Here is a 14,919-nt window from a genome sequence, read left to right on the forward strand (position 1 = left end):
CACGCGAGTCGGGCACCGTCACTCGGGCGACCCGGTCTCGAGGAGGCGTCGGAAGCCGGTCTCGTCGAGGATCGTCAGGCCGAGCTCCTCGGCCTTGGCCGCCTTGGAGCCGGCGTTGGCGCCGATGACGACGTAGTCGGTCTTCTTCGAGACCGACCCGGACGCCTTGCCACCCCGGCTGATGATGGCCTCCTTCGTCTCGTCGCGGGAGAAGCCCTCGAGGGACCCGGTGACGACGACGGTCTTGCCCTCGAGCGTGCGCGGGGCGGACTCGTCCACCTCGTCGGCCATCCGGACGCCGGCATCGGCCCACTTGCGGACGATCTCCTGGTGCCAGTCGACCGCGAACCACGCGGTGACGGCCTCGGCGATGACGCCTCCGACTCCCTCGGCCTGCGCGAGCTCCTCGGTCGAGGCCGCTCGGATCGCGTCCATGGAGCCGAAGTGCGTCGCGAGCGCCCGCGCAGCGGTCGGGCCCACGTGACGGATGGACAGCGCGACGACGACCCGCCACAGCGGCTGGCTCTTGGCCTTCTCGAGCTCGGCGAGGAGCGTCTCGCCGCCGGCCGAGAGGATGCGCCCGTCGACGACGGCGTCGGCGGGGTCGGTCTTCTTCGCCGCCCGCGTGTAGAGCGGGACGTGCGAGAGCTTCTCGCGGGTGATGCCGTAGTCCCCGGCGTGCGGGCTGCCCTCGGGTGGTGCGAAGAGGTCGCCCTCGTCGGTGATGATCCCGGACTCGAGCAGCGCGATGGACCCCTCCCAGCCCAGCGCCTCGATGTCGAGGCCGCCGCGGGAGGCGAGGGCGAAGACGCGCTCGCGCAGCTGGCTCGGGCACGAGCGGGTGTTGGGGCAGCGGATGTCCTTGTCGCCCTCCTTCTCCGGGGCGAGCGGCGTGCCGCAGGCGGGGCACTCGGTCGGCATGACGAAGGCACGCTCGGTGCCGTCGCGCAGGTCGACGACCGGCCCGACGATCTCGGGGATGACGTCGCCGGCCTTGCGCAGCACGACGGTGTCGCCGATGAGGACGCCCTTGCGCTCCACCTCGTACGCGTTGTGCAGCGTCGCGTTCTCGACGGTCGACCCGGCCACGACGACCGGCTCCATCACGCCGTACGGCGTGACCCGACCGGTGCGGCCGACGTTGACGCGGATGTCGAGGAGCTTGGTGTTGACCTCCTCGGGCGGGTACTTGAACGCGATGGCCCACCGCGGCGCCCGCGAGGTCGCACCGAGCTGGCGCTGCAGCGTGACCTCGTCGACCTTGACCACGATGCCGTCGATCTCGTGCGCGCGGTCGTGCCGGTGTTCGCCGTGGTAGGTCACGAACTGCTCGACGGCCGCGATGTCGTCGAGCACGCGCACCTCGTCGGAGGTCGGCAGACCCCAGGCGCGCAGGACGGCATACGCCTCGCTCTGTCGCTCGACGTCGAAGCCGCGGCGGGCGCCGATGCCGTGGACGAGCATGCGCAGCGGCCGGCTCGCCGTGACCTTCGGGTCCTTCTGGCGCAGCGAGCCCGCGGCCGCGTTGCGCGGGTTGGCGAAGGGCGCCTTGCCCGCCTCGACGAGGCTCGCGTTGAGGTCGGCGAAGGCGGCGGTCGGGAAGAAGACCTCGCCCCGCACCTCGACGAGGTCGGGGACGTCGTCGCCCGCCAGCCGCTCGGGGACGCCCTCGATCGTGCGGACGTTGTGGGTGACGTCCTCACCGGTGCGCCCGTCGCCGCGGGTCAGGGCGCGCACGAGGCGTCCGTTCTCGTAGAGCAGGTTGATGGCCAGCCCGTCGATCTTGAGCTCGGTGAGGAAGTGCGCCCCGTCACCGACCTCGCGCTCGACGCGCTCGGCCCAGGTCTGCAGCTCCTCGAAGGAGAAGGCGTTGTCGAGGCTCAGCATCCGCTCGAGGTGGTCGACGGTGGCGAAGCCGGTCGCGAACGAGGCGCCCCCGACGTTCTGCGTCGGGCTCTCGGGCGTGCGCAGCGACGGGTGCTCGTCCTCGATCGCGGTGAGCCGGCGCATGATCGCGTCGTACTCGCCGTCGCTGATCGTCGGCGCGTCCTTGACGTGGTAGGCGAACTGGGCCGTCGCGGCCTGCTCGGCGAGGTCGGCCCACTCCTGGTGGATCTCGGTCGGGACGTCGTCGGTGACGGGCGCGGGGACGGTGCTCTCACTCACGCGCTCATCCTGCCAGCCAGCTGTGACGGTGCCCGGTCGATGACACACGTCACGTGGCGTCGGACGCACCGGGTCTGTTCACCGGGCGACCCAGCGGTAACAATGGGCCCGAGTCCGAGCGCCGCCCCCTGCGAAGGAGCAGAGATGACCAACCTCGCCGCCAACCTCGCCGCCACCGCGGCCCGCGTCCCCGACAAGGTCGGCATCAAGCTCGACCAGGTCGAGCTGTCGTGGTCGGCGCTGCACCGGGCGGCGGCGACGGTTGCCGGGCAGCTGCGCGCGGCGGGCCTCGAGCCCGGTGACCGTGTCTCGCTCATCCTGCCCAACGTGCCGGCCTACCCCGTCGCGTTCTACGGCACCCTGCTCGCCGGCGGCATCGTGGTTCCCATGAACCCCCTGCTGAAGTCGGGCGAGATCCAGTACTTCTACGAGGACAGCGGCGCCCGCTTCAGCTTCGTGTGGCCCGACTTCGCCGACGAGGCGGGCAAGGCCGCCGCCGAGACCGGCACGCGCCTGGTCGTGTGCGGGCCGATGGGCCCGGCCGACGGCCAGTTCGACGCGTCGGAGTCCGCGGCCGAGCCCGTCCTCGAGCCGGTCGAGCGCGCCGACGACGACACCGCCGTCATCCTCTACACGAGCGGCACCACCGGCAAGCCCAAGGGCGCCGAGCTGACGCACTTCAACCTGCACCGCAACGCCGAGCGGTCGGCCGCCGACATCATGGAGATCACCCAGGACGACGTGATCATGGGGTGCCTGCCCCTCTTCCACGTCTTCGGCCTCACGTGCGGCCTCAACACCTCGGTCCAGCGCGGCGCCACCCTGAGCCTCATTCCCCGCTTCGACCCCGCCAAGGCCATCGAGGTCCTCGGGCGCGACCACGTGACGATCTTCCAGGGCGTGCCGACGATGTATGCCGCGATCCTCAACCACCCGAACGCCGACCAGGCCGACACGAGCACCCTGCGCACCTGCGCCTCCGGCGGCTCGGCCATGCCCGAGGCCGTCATGAAGGCGTTCGAGGAGAAGTTCCACTGCCAGATCCTCGAGGGCTACGGCCTCTCGGAGACCTCCCCCGTCGCGTCGTTCAACATGCCCGACAAGCCGACGAAGCCCGGCACCATCGGCCGAGCGATCCCCGGCTGCGAGATGAAGCTCGTCGACCTCGAGGGCAAGGACACCCCGCCCGGCGAGATCGGCGAGATCGCGATCCGCGGCGAGAACATCATGAAGGGCTACTGGAACCGTCCCGAGGCGACGAAGGAGGCCATCCCCGACGGGTGGTTCCGCTCCGGCGATCTCGCGACCGTCGACGACGAGGGCTACTTCACGATCGTGGACCGCAAGAAGGACATGATCATCCGGGGTGGCATGAACGTCTACCCGCGCGAGGTCGAAGAGGTGCTCTACACCCACCCCGACGTGCTCGAGGCCGCGGTCGTGGGCGTGCCCGACGACCTCATGGGCGAGGAGGTCGGTGCCGCCGTGGTGCTGCGACCCGGGTCCTCCGCGACCCTCGAGGACGTCCAGACCTACGTCAAGGAGCGCCTGGCCGCCTACAAGTACCCCCGCCGGATCTGGAGCCTCGACGAGCTGCCCAAGGGCCCCACGGGCAAGATCCTGCGCCGCGAGGTGCGCCCGCAGAACGCCTCCTGAGGGGCCCCGCACGGCTCAGCGGGACCGTGCGGGCCGGGTGCGACACGCGCAGCGGTTGGACTCGCCGTACGTTTTGGAGTATTGACCCGTATCGGTGACACTGGTGCAGGGTCACTATCGACGTGTCGCACCCCGTCCCGCCCTGGGGCGCCCGGCGTCACGTCTGCGAAGGGTATTCACGCGTGAAGTTGAGCATCCGTTCCGCCGCAGTCTCGGGGATGGCCGTCCTGGCCATGCTGGGCGCCACCGCGTGCAACGCGACCGCCACGGCTGACAACGGCAAGCCGGCGAGCTCGTCTGCCGGTGCGTCGGAGGGCTCGTCCGAGTCGCCCAGTCCCACGCCGACCACCGACCCGGTCGTCTTCACGACCACGCCCGCCGCCGGGGCCGAGGACGTCGCCGTCGACACGCGCGTCACGGCCTCCGCGCAGAAGGGCACCCTGACCAAGGCCTCGCTGTCCTACAAGAGCAAGAAGGGCAACCGCATCCCGGTCGACGGCACGCTCGAGGGCGGCACGTGGACGGCGGGCGACCTGCTCGAGCCGGGCGTCAAGTACACCCTGGACATGGAGGCCAAGGACGCCGACGGCAAGGTCACCGAGACCTCCAAGACGTTCCGGACCGCCAACCTCACCCTCGACGACCAGGTCTACGTCGCCGTGTCACCGCGTGACGGCGGCACCGTCGGCATCGGCATGCCGGTCGTCGTGCGCTTCGACCTGCCGGTCGTCGACAAGGCCAGCTTCGAGAAGCACATGAAGGTGACGGCGAGCCCTGCGCAGGAGGGCAGCTGGTACTGGCTCAGCTCCCGCGAGGCCCACTGGCGCCCCAAGACGTACTGGAAGGCCGGCAGCAAGGTGCACGTCGAGGCAAACCTCAACGGCGTGCCCGCGGGTGGCGGTCGCTTCGGCGAGATGTCGCGCACCTCGGACTTCACGATCGGTCGTTCCGTCATCGCCAAGGTCAACCTCAAGACCGACCAGATGGACGTCATGATCGACGGCAAGCTGGCCAAGCGGATCCCGGTCACCGGCGGCCGGGACGGGTTCATCACCCGCTCGGGCGTCAAGGTCATCATGGACAAGCAGACCAACATCACGATGCGCGCCGAGACGATCGGCCTCAAGAAGGGTGACACGGGCTACTACTCCGACACCCCGGTCAAGTACGCCATGCGGGTCACCAACTCCGGCGAGTTCCTCCACACCGCACCGTGGTCCGTCGCCGACCAGGGCCATCGCAACGTCAGCCACGGCTGCACCGGCATGAGCGACGCCAACGGCAAGTGGCTCTACGGCCAGATGCAGATCGGCGACGTCGTCGAGACCACCGGCACCAACCGACCCATGACGATGGGCAACGGCTACGCCGACTGGAACCTCAGCTGGGCCAAGTGGACGGCAGGCTCCGCGCTCTGAGCTCCCCCAGCGCCTGAAGAGGCCGGTCACCCCTGCGGGTGGCCGGCCTCTCGCGTTCCCCGGCCCCGGACCGGCACGACGTCCTCTCAGCCGACGCTGCGCTCCTCGAGCTCGCGGGCAGTCTCGACGGAAGCCCGCTGGACGGCCCGGGCCACGTCGGGCGAGGCACCCGCGAGCCCGCAGGCCGGTGTGACGACGACGTCGGCCAGCGAGGCGAGCGGCAGCCCGGTCCGGGTCCAGGCCTCGACGACGAGGGCCGCCAGGTCCTGCGGTCGCGTGAGGCTGCCGTCCGTGGGCACCACCCCGGCGTGCAGGCGTATGCCGTCCTCCACGGCGACCGCGACGCCCTCCCACTCGCGGGGGCGCAGCAGCGAGACGTCGAGCGACAGCGCGGTCGGGCCGGTCGCCCGCAGGAGCGCGAGGGGCGGGTTCGCCGCGCAGCAGTGCACGACGGTGTCCCCGTCGTGGGCGTCGAGCACGGTCCTCAGGCCGGCCGCCGCCACCTGGGGGTCCAGGCTCGGCAGCCGGCCGAAGCCCGACGACGTCGGCAGCCGTCCGGCGAGGACGGTGGGCAGGCTCGGCTCGTCGACCTGGAGCACGATCTGCGCACCGGGGACGAGGCTGCGGACCGCCGCGACGTGCAGCCGGACTCCCTCGGCGAGCGACTCGACGAGGTCACGACGGGCCCCGTCGTCGACGATGACGCGCTCGCCGCGCGAGAGCCACACGTTCGCCGCCAGCGTCCAAGGCCCGACGACCTGCAGCTTGAGGGCTCCCGTGTGGCCGTCGAAGGCCTCAGCGAGCTCGTCGAGGTCCTCGCGGAGCAGGGCGGCGGTGCGCGAGGCGTCGCGTCCGGGTCGGTCCACGAGCCGCCACCCGATCGGCTGGAGGTCCACGGGCAGCTCGACGAGCAGGCCCGCGGTGCGGCCCACCATGTCGGCGCCCGGCCCGCGCGCCGGCAGCTCGGGCAGGTAGGGCAGCTGCCCATCGAGCAGCTCGCGCACCTGCGCCAGCGCGTCACGCACGGAGGTGCCGGGCCAGGAGCCGATGCCGGTAGCGAGAGTCACCGCGCCAGCCTAGGCGCAGCCGGTCCCCCGCCTGGCACGCCGCCTGACACGCCGCCTGACAGGCTGCTGGCCACGCTGCTGCCCACGATGCGGGTCAGCGGTCGACCCCGTCCGAGACGACCTGCGGGGAGGGCGCGGCCCTCCCCCGGCGGTAGCGTGGCGCCGGTGCGACGCCACGACTTCTCCGGACCCGACGACCTGCGCGCGATGCAGGCGCTCGCCTCGCGGCTCTGGTCGCCGACGAGCCGCTTCCATCCCGGTCAGCTGGCGTGGAGCCGCTACCACCGGCCCGTCGACCCGGACGCCCTGGACGAGGGCGAGGCGATCGCGCTGTGGACCGACGGCGCCGAGGTGGTCGGCTTCGGCTGGGCCGAGGCTCCGGACTGGCTCGAGCTCCAGGTCGACCCCGCGCGGCCCGACGTGGCCGCGGAGGTCCTGGACTGGTTCGAGGAGGTGAGCGACGCCGAGACGCAGTCGGCTCTCGTCATGGAGGGCGACGCCGCCGAGCACGCCCTGGCCGCAGCTGGATTCGCGCCGCAGCCCGACGAGCCGTTCTTCACCCACCACTGCCTCGACCTCGTCGACCTGCCCCCGGTACCGACCATCCCCGGCTACCGCCTCCGCCACGTCGAGCAGCACGAGGCCGCGGCGCGCGCCGCCGTGCACGCCGCCTCGTGGTCCGACGTAGGGCCGTCGAAGGTGGACGAGCGAGCGTACGAGCACGTCATGGCGGCGTGGCCCTACCGCCTCGACCTCGACTGGGTCGCCGTCGACGCGAACGGCCAGATGGTGGCCTCTGCGCTCGTGTGGCTCGACCCCGCCCACGGCGCCGGGCTGGTCGAGCCGGTCGGTTGCGTGCCCGAGCACCGCGGTCGCGGACTGGCGGGGGCGGTCACGATGGCCGCGCTGCACCGGCTCGCCGAGGTCGGCGCCGTCGTCGCCCAGATCAGCCCGCGCGGTGACGACGGCTACCCGGCCCCGCAGCGGCTCTACCGCTCGATGGGATTCCGGCCGCGTGCCCGCACCGTCACGTGGAGCCGTTCGCTCGACTGAGCCCGCCCCGGACGGCTCAGTCGATGGTCGCGCGCTCGAGCCGGGACGCCGCGATCGTCGCGGAGCCGACGACCCGGGTGCCGTCGTAGAGCACGACCGACTGCCCCGGAGCCACACCGCGGATCCGGCTGTCGAGGCGCACCTCGACGTGGTCGCCGTCGGCCCAGGCCGTCGCGGCGTGCTCCTCGCCGTGGGCCCGCACCTGCGCTCCCACGCGCACCACGCCCTCGGGCGCCGGCCCGGACCACCGGGCGTGGTCGCCGGTGATGGCGTTGACGCCGAGGAGCTCGGCCGCGCCGACGACGACCTGGTTGGTCTCGGGCCGGACCTCGACGACGTAGCGGGGCTCGCCGTCGGCGGCGGGCCGCGAGAGCCCGAGCCCGCGCCGCTGGCCGACCGTGTAGGCGAAGGCCCCCTCGTGGTGGCCGACGACGTCGCCGCTGGTGTCGACGATGTCACCGGGCGCCGCGCCGAGCTGGCGCGTCAGCCAGCCGCGGGTGTCGCCGTCGGGGATGAAGCAGATGTCGTGGCTGTCGGGCTTCTTCGCGATGTAGAAGCCGCGCTCGGCGGCCTCCTCGCGGATCTGCGGCTTTCTCGTGTCGCCGAGCGGGAAGAAGGAGTGGGCCAGCTGGTCCGCGTCGAGGACGCCCAGGACGTAGCTCTGGTCCTTGGCAGAGTCGACCGCGCGGTGCAGCTCGCGCCGCACTCCCCCGTGGCCGTCGTCGGCCTCGACGACCTGGGCGTAGTGCCCGGTGGCGACGGCGTCGAAGCCGAGCGCGAGGGCCTTGTCGAGCAGGGCCGCGAACTTGATCTTCTCGTTGCAGCGCAGGCACGGGTTGGGGGTGCGACCCGCGGCGTACTCGGCCCGGAAGTCGTCGACGACGTCCCGGGTGAAGCGGGCCGCCATGTCCCAGACGTAGAAGGGGATGCCGAGCACGTCGGCCACGCGCCGCGCGTCACCGGCATCCTCGATGGTGCAGCAGCCCCGGGCGGACTCGCGCAGGGTCGCTGCGCTCTGGCTCAGCGCGAGGTGCACGCCGACCACCTCGTGCCCCGCGTCGAGCATGCGGGCAGCGGCGACCGCCGAGTCGACGCCGCCGCTCATCGCCGCCACGACCCTCACGACGCGGTCGCCTCCCGGGCGCGACGGGCCCGCTCGATGGCCGCTGGCAGCGCCTCGACGAAGGTGTCGACGTCGGCCGCGGTCGAGGTGTGCCCGAGCGTCAGGCGCAGCGCCCCCCGGGCGTCGCTCTCGGCCACGCCCATGGCGAGCAGGACGTGGCTGGGCTGCGGCACGCCGGCCTGGCACGCCGAGCCGGTCGAGCACGAGACCCCGGCCGCGTCGAGCAGGTAGAGCAGCGAGTCACCGTCGCAGCCCGGCACGAGCAGGTGCACGTTGCCCGGGAGCCGGCTCGCGCCGTCGCCGCGGTGCCACACCCCGGACGGGCGGATGTCGGGCGAGATCGCCATGGCGCGGTCGATGAGGTCGTCGCGCAGGGCCACGAGGCGCGCGGCCTCGGCCTCCATCGACGCGGTGGCCTCGACGAGGGCGGCGGCGAAACCGACGATGGCCGGGGTGTCGAGGGTGCCGGAGCGGACCTGCCGCTCCTGGCCGCCGCCGTGGGTGAGCGGCACGAGAGCGGCCCCGCGCCGGACGACGAGCGCCCCGACGCCGATCGGGCCGCCGAGCTTGTGGGCCGTGACGGACATGAGGTCGGCGCCGCTCGCGGCGAAGTCGACGGGCAGGTGGCCGGCGGCCTGGACGGCGTCGGTGTGCAGGGGCACCCCGAACTCGTGGGCGACCTCGGCGAGGGCGCGGACGTCCTGCACCGCGCCCACCTCGTTGTTGGCCCACATCACCGACACGAGGGCGACCGAGTCGGGGTCGGACTCGATGGCGGCGCGCACCGTCGCGGGCTCGACGACGCCCTCGGACGTGCACTCGAGCCAGGTGACCTTGGCGCCCTCGTGGGCGACGAGGAAGTCGACACAGTCGAGCACGGCGTGGTGCTCGGTGGCGCCGACGAGCAGGCGCACGCGTGCGGGGTCGCGGTCGCGCCGGGCCCAGAAGGTGCCCTTGACCGCGAGGTTGTCGGACTCGGTGCCGCCGGAGGTGAAGACGACCTCGGACGGTCGCGCGCCGAGGCAGCGGGCGATCTTCTCGCGCGACTCCTCGACGGCACGGCGGGCCGCGCGGCCCGTGCGGTGCAGCGAGGAGGCGTTGCCCACGACCGCGAGCTGCTCCGTCATCGCCGCGAGGGCGGCGGGGAGCATCGGCGTCGTCGCCGCGTGGTCGAGGTAGGCAGTCACCCATCGATTCTAGGCCGCCACGACGTCTCTCCCGACCGCCGCCGATGGGGCTGCCGGCGGCCCTTCCGGTGCTCGCCCCACGGGCGCGGCCGCGTGCCTATGATCAGCCCCATGGGTGGCAGGCACGAGGGCACCGGCGGGAGCCGGCTGCGCGCGCCCGCTGCCCACCGGGCCGTCGCCGGGCTCGCCTGCCCGGTCGTCGGCTACTTCGTCGCCCGCCTGCTCGTGCGGCTCGTGCCGTCCCTGCCGACCGCGATGACGTATGCCGTGTGCCTGGCCGTCGCGCTCGCCCTCGGCTGGCGTGCCTGGTCGGCGCGGATCGAGCTCGGGACCCGGAGCCTGCGCGTGCACAACACGCTGGCCACGACCACGGTCGACCGCCGCGACGTGCGCCGGGTGTCGGCGGGCGGGCGGCTCGAGTGGAGACGCGGCAGCGGCCGGCCCGTGCGCCTGCCGTCGGAGGCGCTGCGCGGCGCGTGGTGGACCCTCGGGACGGGACGGCAGGCCTACGCGTTCAACCGCGAGCGACTCGAGAGCTGGGCGCGCCTGACCGCCCGCCTCGACCTCGACACCGAGCCGGCCTGACCGAGCCCCCCGCCCGCGCGCGGGCGCGGGCGAACCCACACACACGTCAAGAGGCCACGAACCGGTCCGGTTCGTGGCCTCTCGAGGTTCAGAGCTCACGTAGGGCCCGCGCCGTGGCGCGGGACGCGTTCAGTCCTTGGCGGCCTTGATCGCGTCGGTGGCCTGCGGGAGCACCGCGAAGAGGTCACCGACGACGCCGAAGTCGACGAGCTCGAAGATCGGGGCCTCGTTGTCCTTGTTGACGGCCACGATCGTCTTGGACGTCTGCATGCCGGCGCGGTGCTGGATCGCGCCGGAGATGCCGCACGCGACGTAGAGCTGCGGGCTGACCTGCTTGCCGGTCTGGCCGACCTGCGAGGTGTGCGGGTACCACCCGGCGTCGACGGCCGCACGGCTGGCGCCGACCGCGGCGCCGAGCGAGTCGGCGAAGTCCTCGACCTTGGAGAAGTCGCCGGCGGTGCCACGACCGCCAGAGACCACGATGGCGGCCTCGGTCAGCTCGGGGCGGCCGGTGGCCTGCTTCGGCTTGGACTCGGTGATCCGGGCGCCCTTGGCGGCGTCGGACGGGGTGAAGTCGAGCACCTCGTCGGCGGCCGCACCCGCCACCTCCTCGGGGGTGGCCGAGTTGGGCTTGACGGCGACGATGGGCGTGCCCTTCGTGACCGCGGCCGACACGGTGTACGAGCCGGCGAAGACCGACTGCGTCGTGGCGACGCCACCGTTGGCGGCCTGGACGTCGACGGCGTCGGTGATCAGGCCCGACTCGGTCTTGACGGCGAGGCGGGCGGCGATCTCCTTGCCCTCCGGCGAGGACGGCACGAGGACCGCGGCGGGAGCCTTGTCGGCGACGAGCTGCGCGAGCAGCTCGGCCTGCGGCACGACGAGGTGCTCGAGCACCTCGGGCGACTCGACGCGGTAGACCTTCTCGGCGCCGAAGCGGGCGAGGGTCTCCTTGGCGGCGTCGAAGCCGGAGCCGACGAAGACGGCGGACGGCTCACCGAGGCGGCGGGCGATCGTCAGCAGCTCGGACGTGGTCTTGCGGACCTTGCCGTCGACGTGGTCGACGAGCACGAGTACTTCAGCCATGATGCGAATCTCCTTTGCTGGCTGGGAAGTTCAGGAGGGTCAGACGAACTTGCGCTCGGTGAGGAACGCCGCGAGCTTGGCTCCGCCGTCGCCCTCGTCGGGGACGATCTCACCCTGCGTGCGCGGCGGGCGGGCGGCGAAGGACTCGACCTTCGTCCAGGCGGCGTCGAGGCCGACCTGCGCGGCGTCGACGCCGAGGTCGGCGAGGCTCCACGTCTCGACGGGCTTCTTCTTCGCGGCCATGATCCCCTTGAACGAGGGGTAGCGCGGCTCGTTGATCTGGTCGGTGACCGAGACGAGGGCCGGCAGCGTGGCCGTGATCGTCTGGGTCGAGGCGTCGCCGTCGCGGCGGATCGTCGCGACACCGCCGTCGACGCTCAGCTCGGACGCGAAGGTCACGGCCGGCAGGCCGAGGCGCTCGGCGAGCATAGCCGGGACGACACCCATGGTGCCGTCGGTGCTGGCCATGCCGGTGACGACGAGGTCGACGTCTCCGATCTTCTTGACGGCCTCGGCGAGCACGAGCGAGGTGGCGACCGCGTCGGAGCCGTGGATGGCGTCGTCGCTGACGTGCACACCCTTGTCGGCGCCCATCTGCAGGGCCTTCTTGATCGCGTCGGCGGCGGCGTCGGGGCCGACCGTCAGCACGGTCACCTCGCCCTCGCCGGCCTCGACGATCTTCAGGGCCTCCTCGACCGCGTACTCGTCGAGCTCGGACAGCAGGCCGTCCACGTTCTCGCGGTCGGTCGTGTTGTCAGATGCGTTGAACGTGCGCTCGGCCTGGGCGTCCGGCACGTACTTGACACAGACGACGATGTTCATGGGTGAACGTCCTCTTCCGTTGCTGGTGGTGGTGCTCATGGAGCTGCCGGAGGTCGCTCCGGCACTGCCTGCCATCCTCTCACTGAGCGCTCGCTCAGTCCGCACGCGTCAGGCGTGACGCTCACCACCAGGGCACCGACGGCGTATGCCGTGTGCCCCCTCGCGCGTCAAGGACCGGCACCCGGGGCGGGTCCGTCAGGGCCAAAACCCTTTGTGCGTGCGCGTGCCCGCTGCAGAGGATGGGCGCATGTCGCTGCCCTCCTCACCTCGTGCCGTCCCGCCGCGTGTCGCCCTCGTCACCGGGGTCGGGAGGCGCCGCTCGATCGGGGCGGAGCTCGCCCTCGGCCTGGCCGCCGACGGCTGGGACCTCGCGCTCGGCCACTGGCAGCCCTACGACGACCGCCTCGGCTACGAGCGCGGCGCGGACGACCCCGCGGCGGTGGCCGATGAGTGCCGCGCCCTCGGCCGCCGCGTCGAGCTGCTCCCGGGCGACCTCGCCGACCCGGCCACGCCGGAGGCGCTCGTCGCCGCGGCGACCGACCGGCTGGGACCGGTGACGGGGCTCGTCATGTCGCACTGCGAGTCGGTCGACAGCGGCATCCTGTCGACCTCGCTCGAGAGCTGGGACCGGCACTACGCGGTCAACGCCCGCGCGACCTGGCTGCTCCTCAAGGCGCTCGCGGACCGGTTGCCGGAGCAGCCTCCGGGAGCGCCGGCCGCAGCCCGCGTCGTCGCGCTGACGAGCGACCACACGGCCCACAACCTGCCCTACGGCTCGAGCAAGGGGGCGCTGGACCGGATCGTCATCGCGGCCGCGGTCGAGCTCGCCGACCGCGGCGTCAGGGCCAACGTCATCAACCCGGGGCCGATCGACACCGGCTGGATGGACGAGCGGATCCGCGCCCTCGGCGTGGCCGAGACACCGGCGGGACGCCTCGGCACACCGCGCGACACCGCGGACCTCGTCCGCTTCCTCTTCTCGGACGCGGGCGGCTGGATCAACGGGCAGCTGCTCCACAGCAACGGCGGCTTCAGGACCTCCTGAGCGCGGTCGCCCGCGGGCGGGACGGCATACGACCCGGAACGGCTCACGCGCAGGTCAGCGGGCGTCGGGGTCGGCCGTCTCGACGACGTGGAAGGCGGGCTCCTCGTAGGGGTGCGCCGCCCGGAGCGCGGCCACGACGTCGGCGCGCAGGTGGCGGTCGAGGACGAGCTCGACGCGGTCCTCGGCGACGAGCGCGAGCTCGCCGACCGACCCGATCGTGGGGTTGGCGCCGGCCGTCGGGCGGAAGCGGCCCGTGCCGCGGGTGACGAAGGCGCAGTCGCGGTAGTCCCCGACCGCACCCGCGCCGGCGGCGAAGACCGCCGCGAGGACGTCCTCGGTCGACTCGACGGGCGAGTAGAACACGAGGACGTCCAGCGGCTGGGTCATCGACCCTCGAACTGCGCCTTGCCCGGGCCGTGCTCGACGAAGGAGGTCATGCCGATCTCACGGTCCTTCGTCGCGAAGAGCGAGGCGAAGAGCATCCGCTCGATCTCGAGACCGCTCTCGAGGTCGACCTCGAGACCCCGGTCGATGGCCTCCTTGGCAGCGCGGACGGCGAAGGACGCGGCACCGACGAAGGTGGAGGCCCACTCGCGCGACGCGGTGTAGACGTCGGCGGCCGGGACGACCTTGTCGGCGAGGCCGATCGCGAGCGCCTCGGAGGCGTCGACGAAGCGTCCGCTGAAGATGATCTCCTTGGCGCGCGAGGCCCCGACGAGACGCGAGAGACGCTGCGTGCCACCGGCGCCCGGGATGATCCCGAGGAGGATCTCCGGCTGGCCGAGCTTGGCGTCGTCGGCGACGACCCGGAAGTCGCAGGCGAGCGCGAGCTCGCAACCGCCGCCGAGCGCATACCCCGTGATCGCCGCGATGACCGGCTTGGGGATGCGGGCGACCGCGCTGATCGAGCTCATGAGCGGGCCGGAGCGCTCGACCATGTCGGTGTACGACATGGACTGCATCTCCTTGATGTCCGCTCCGGCCGCGAAGACGCGCTCACCGCCGTAGACGATGACCGCCTTGACGTCGGTGCGCGCCGTGGCCTCGGCGGCCGCCGCGCGGATCTCCTCCTGGACCTGGACGTTGAGCGCGTTCATCTTCGGCCGGTCGAGGCGGATGGTGCCGATGCCGTCCTCGACCTCGAGCCGGACGAACTCGCCCATCAGGCGTCGCCGGGGGCGCCGGCAGCCGCGTCGTCCATGGGCAGCCAGGACTGGAAGAAGAAGCCGACGCTCTGGAGGATGTGGTTGACCGACAGCGGCACGAGGATGTCGAGATCGGCGTTCGGGGTGATGACGTGCTCGGCAGAGACGACGAGGCTCTCCTGGACGAGCGAGAGCTTGACGATGTTGAGCTGCATCGTGAGGTCGTTGCAGCGGGCGAGGCGCTCGTTGCGGTCCGGCGACACGGGGTCGGCGAGCTGCCACTGGCCGAAGAAGCGCACGAGGGCCAGGTCGCCCTCGGCGACGCGGGCGAAGAGCGTCGTGCTCGTGCCCTGGTCGTCCACGATGGCGAACTCGAGGTCGCCGTCGCCGTCGACGCTCGCCTCGATCCCGAGGCCCTTCAGGACCTCGAGGATGCGGTCGCGCACCGGGGCGTCGCTGGCAGCGGCGCCGTTGGGGCTCGGGGTGGGGCCGGCGTCGGGCGCGCTCGGCATGAAGTTGGGCAGCGAAGTCGGATCGGTCATGCGTCAACCGTAACGAGCCTGCGC

14 protein-coding genes are annotated in these 14,919 nt (G+C 72.5%); 5 read left to right on the plus strand and 9 right to left on the minus strand.

Translation table 11 applies throughout. The annotated features are described in order from the left end of the window. Nucleotides 1-18 precede the first annotated feature (18 nt). Entirely contained in the window at nt 19-2,166 is a 2,148-nt protein-coding gene (gene ligA, locus U5C87_RS19645) for an NAD-dependent DNA ligase LigA (protein WP_330474137.1), read from the minus strand. Nucleotides 2,167-2,310: 144 nt separating this feature from the next. Here ligA and U5C87_RS19650 point away from each other — a divergent pair, with 144 nt between their 5' ends. After that, entirely contained in the window at nt 2,311-3,822 is a 1,512-nt protein-coding gene (locus U5C87_RS19650) for a long-chain-fatty-acid--CoA ligase (RefSeq protein ID WP_330474138.1), read from the plus strand. A 182-nt stretch (nt 3,823-4,004) separates the two neighbouring features. Beyond that, the gene (locus U5C87_RS19655; protein WP_330474139.1) at nt 4,005-5,240 is read left to right on the plus strand and encodes a L,D-transpeptidase; all 1,236 of its coding nucleotides are present in this window, start codon (nt 4,005-4,007) and stop codon (nt 5,238-5,240) included. A gap of 86 nt (nt 5,241-5,326) precedes the next feature. On the opposite strand, the gene U5C87_RS19660 is transcribed toward U5C87_RS19655, so the two are convergent. Continuing rightward, complete coding sequence (locus tag U5C87_RS19660; RefSeq protein WP_330474140.1) at nt 5,327-6,307, minus strand: methionine synthase; 981 nt, start codon at nt 6,305-6,307, stop codon at nt 5,327-5,329. Nucleotides 6,308-6,472: 165 nt separating this feature from the next. Between U5C87_RS19660 and U5C87_RS19665 the strand changes: the two genes are divergently transcribed. After that, complete coding sequence (locus tag U5C87_RS19665; RefSeq protein ID WP_330474141.1) at nt 6,473-7,360, plus strand: GNAT family N-acetyltransferase; 888 nt, start codon at nt 6,473-6,475, stop codon at nt 7,358-7,360. A gap of 16 nt (nt 7,361-7,376) precedes the next feature. Here U5C87_RS19665 and mnmA read toward each other — a convergent pair whose 3' ends face one another. Then, nucleotides 7,377-8,483: a tRNA 2-thiouridine(34) synthase MnmA gene (mnmA, locus tag U5C87_RS19670; RefSeq protein WP_330474142.1), complete on the minus strand. Its 1,107-nt coding sequence runs from the start codon at nt 8,481-8,483 to the stop codon at nt 7,377-7,379. Continuing rightward, entirely contained in the window at nt 8,480-9,670 is a 1,191-nt protein-coding gene (locus tag U5C87_RS19675) for a cysteine desulfurase family protein (RefSeq protein ID WP_330474143.1), read from the minus strand. Before U5C87_RS19675 ends, mnmA begins: the two co-directional genes overlap by 4 nt. Nucleotides 9,671-9,781: 111 nt before the next feature. Between U5C87_RS19675 and U5C87_RS19680 the strand changes: the two genes are divergently transcribed. Further along, on the plus strand, nt 9,782-10,255 hold the full coding sequence (locus U5C87_RS19680; RefSeq protein WP_330474144.1) for a hypothetical protein: 474 nt from the start codon (nt 9,782-9,784) through the stop codon (nt 10,253-10,255). 129 nt (nt 10,256-10,384) lie between these two features. On the opposite strand, the gene U5C87_RS19685 is transcribed toward U5C87_RS19680, so the two are convergent. Both U5C87_RS19685 and U5C87_RS19690 read right to left on the minus strand, forming a co-directional pair. Further along, nucleotides 10,385-11,341 (minus strand): electron transfer flavoprotein subunit alpha/FixB family protein, encoded by a 957-nt coding sequence (locus tag U5C87_RS19685; RefSeq protein ID WP_330474145.1) that lies wholly within the window; start codon nt 11,339-11,341, stop codon nt 10,385-10,387. Between the two features lie 39 nt (nt 11,342-11,380). Continuing rightward, nucleotides 11,381-12,163, minus strand: coding sequence for an electron transfer flavoprotein subunit beta/FixA family protein (locus U5C87_RS19690; protein WP_330474146.1), 783 nt, complete (start codon nt 12,161-12,163; stop codon nt 11,381-11,383). Between the two features lie 247 nt (nt 12,164-12,410). Here U5C87_RS19690 and U5C87_RS19695 point away from each other — a divergent pair, with 247 nt between their 5' ends. Then, on the plus strand, nt 12,411-13,208 hold the full coding sequence (locus U5C87_RS19695) for an SDR family oxidoreductase (RefSeq protein WP_330474147.1): 798 nt from the start codon (nt 12,411-12,413) through the stop codon (nt 13,206-13,208). A gap of 54 nt (nt 13,209-13,262) precedes the next feature. Here U5C87_RS19695 and U5C87_RS19700 read toward each other — a convergent pair whose 3' ends face one another. Genes U5C87_RS19700 through U5C87_RS19710 form a run of 3 tightly spaced genes read right to left on the minus strand, consistent with a single transcriptional unit; the run spans nt 13,263 to nt 14,895 of the window. Further along, entirely contained in the window at nt 13,263-13,595 is a 333-nt protein-coding gene (locus U5C87_RS19700) for a hypothetical protein (protein WP_330474148.1), read from the minus strand. Then, on the minus strand, nt 13,592-14,371 hold the full coding sequence (locus tag U5C87_RS19705) for an enoyl-CoA hydratase/isomerase family protein (protein WP_330474149.1): 780 nt from the start codon (nt 14,369-14,371) through the stop codon (nt 13,592-13,594). The genes U5C87_RS19700 and U5C87_RS19705 overlap by 4 nt, the downstream gene beginning before the upstream one ends. Next, nucleotides 14,371-14,895, minus strand: a complete 525-nt coding sequence (locus tag U5C87_RS19710; RefSeq protein ID WP_030195035.1) for a YbjN domain-containing protein — start codon at nt 14,893-14,895, stop codon at nt 14,371-14,373. The genes U5C87_RS19705 and U5C87_RS19710 overlap by 1 nt, the downstream gene beginning before the upstream one ends. Between the last annotated feature and the right edge of the window lie 24 nt (nt 14,896-14,919).

Source organism: Terrabacter sp. C0L_2 (genome assembly GCF_036352015.1).
GTDB lineage: Bacteria > Actinomycetota > Actinomycetes > Actinomycetales > Dermatophilaceae > Terrabacter > Terrabacter tumescens.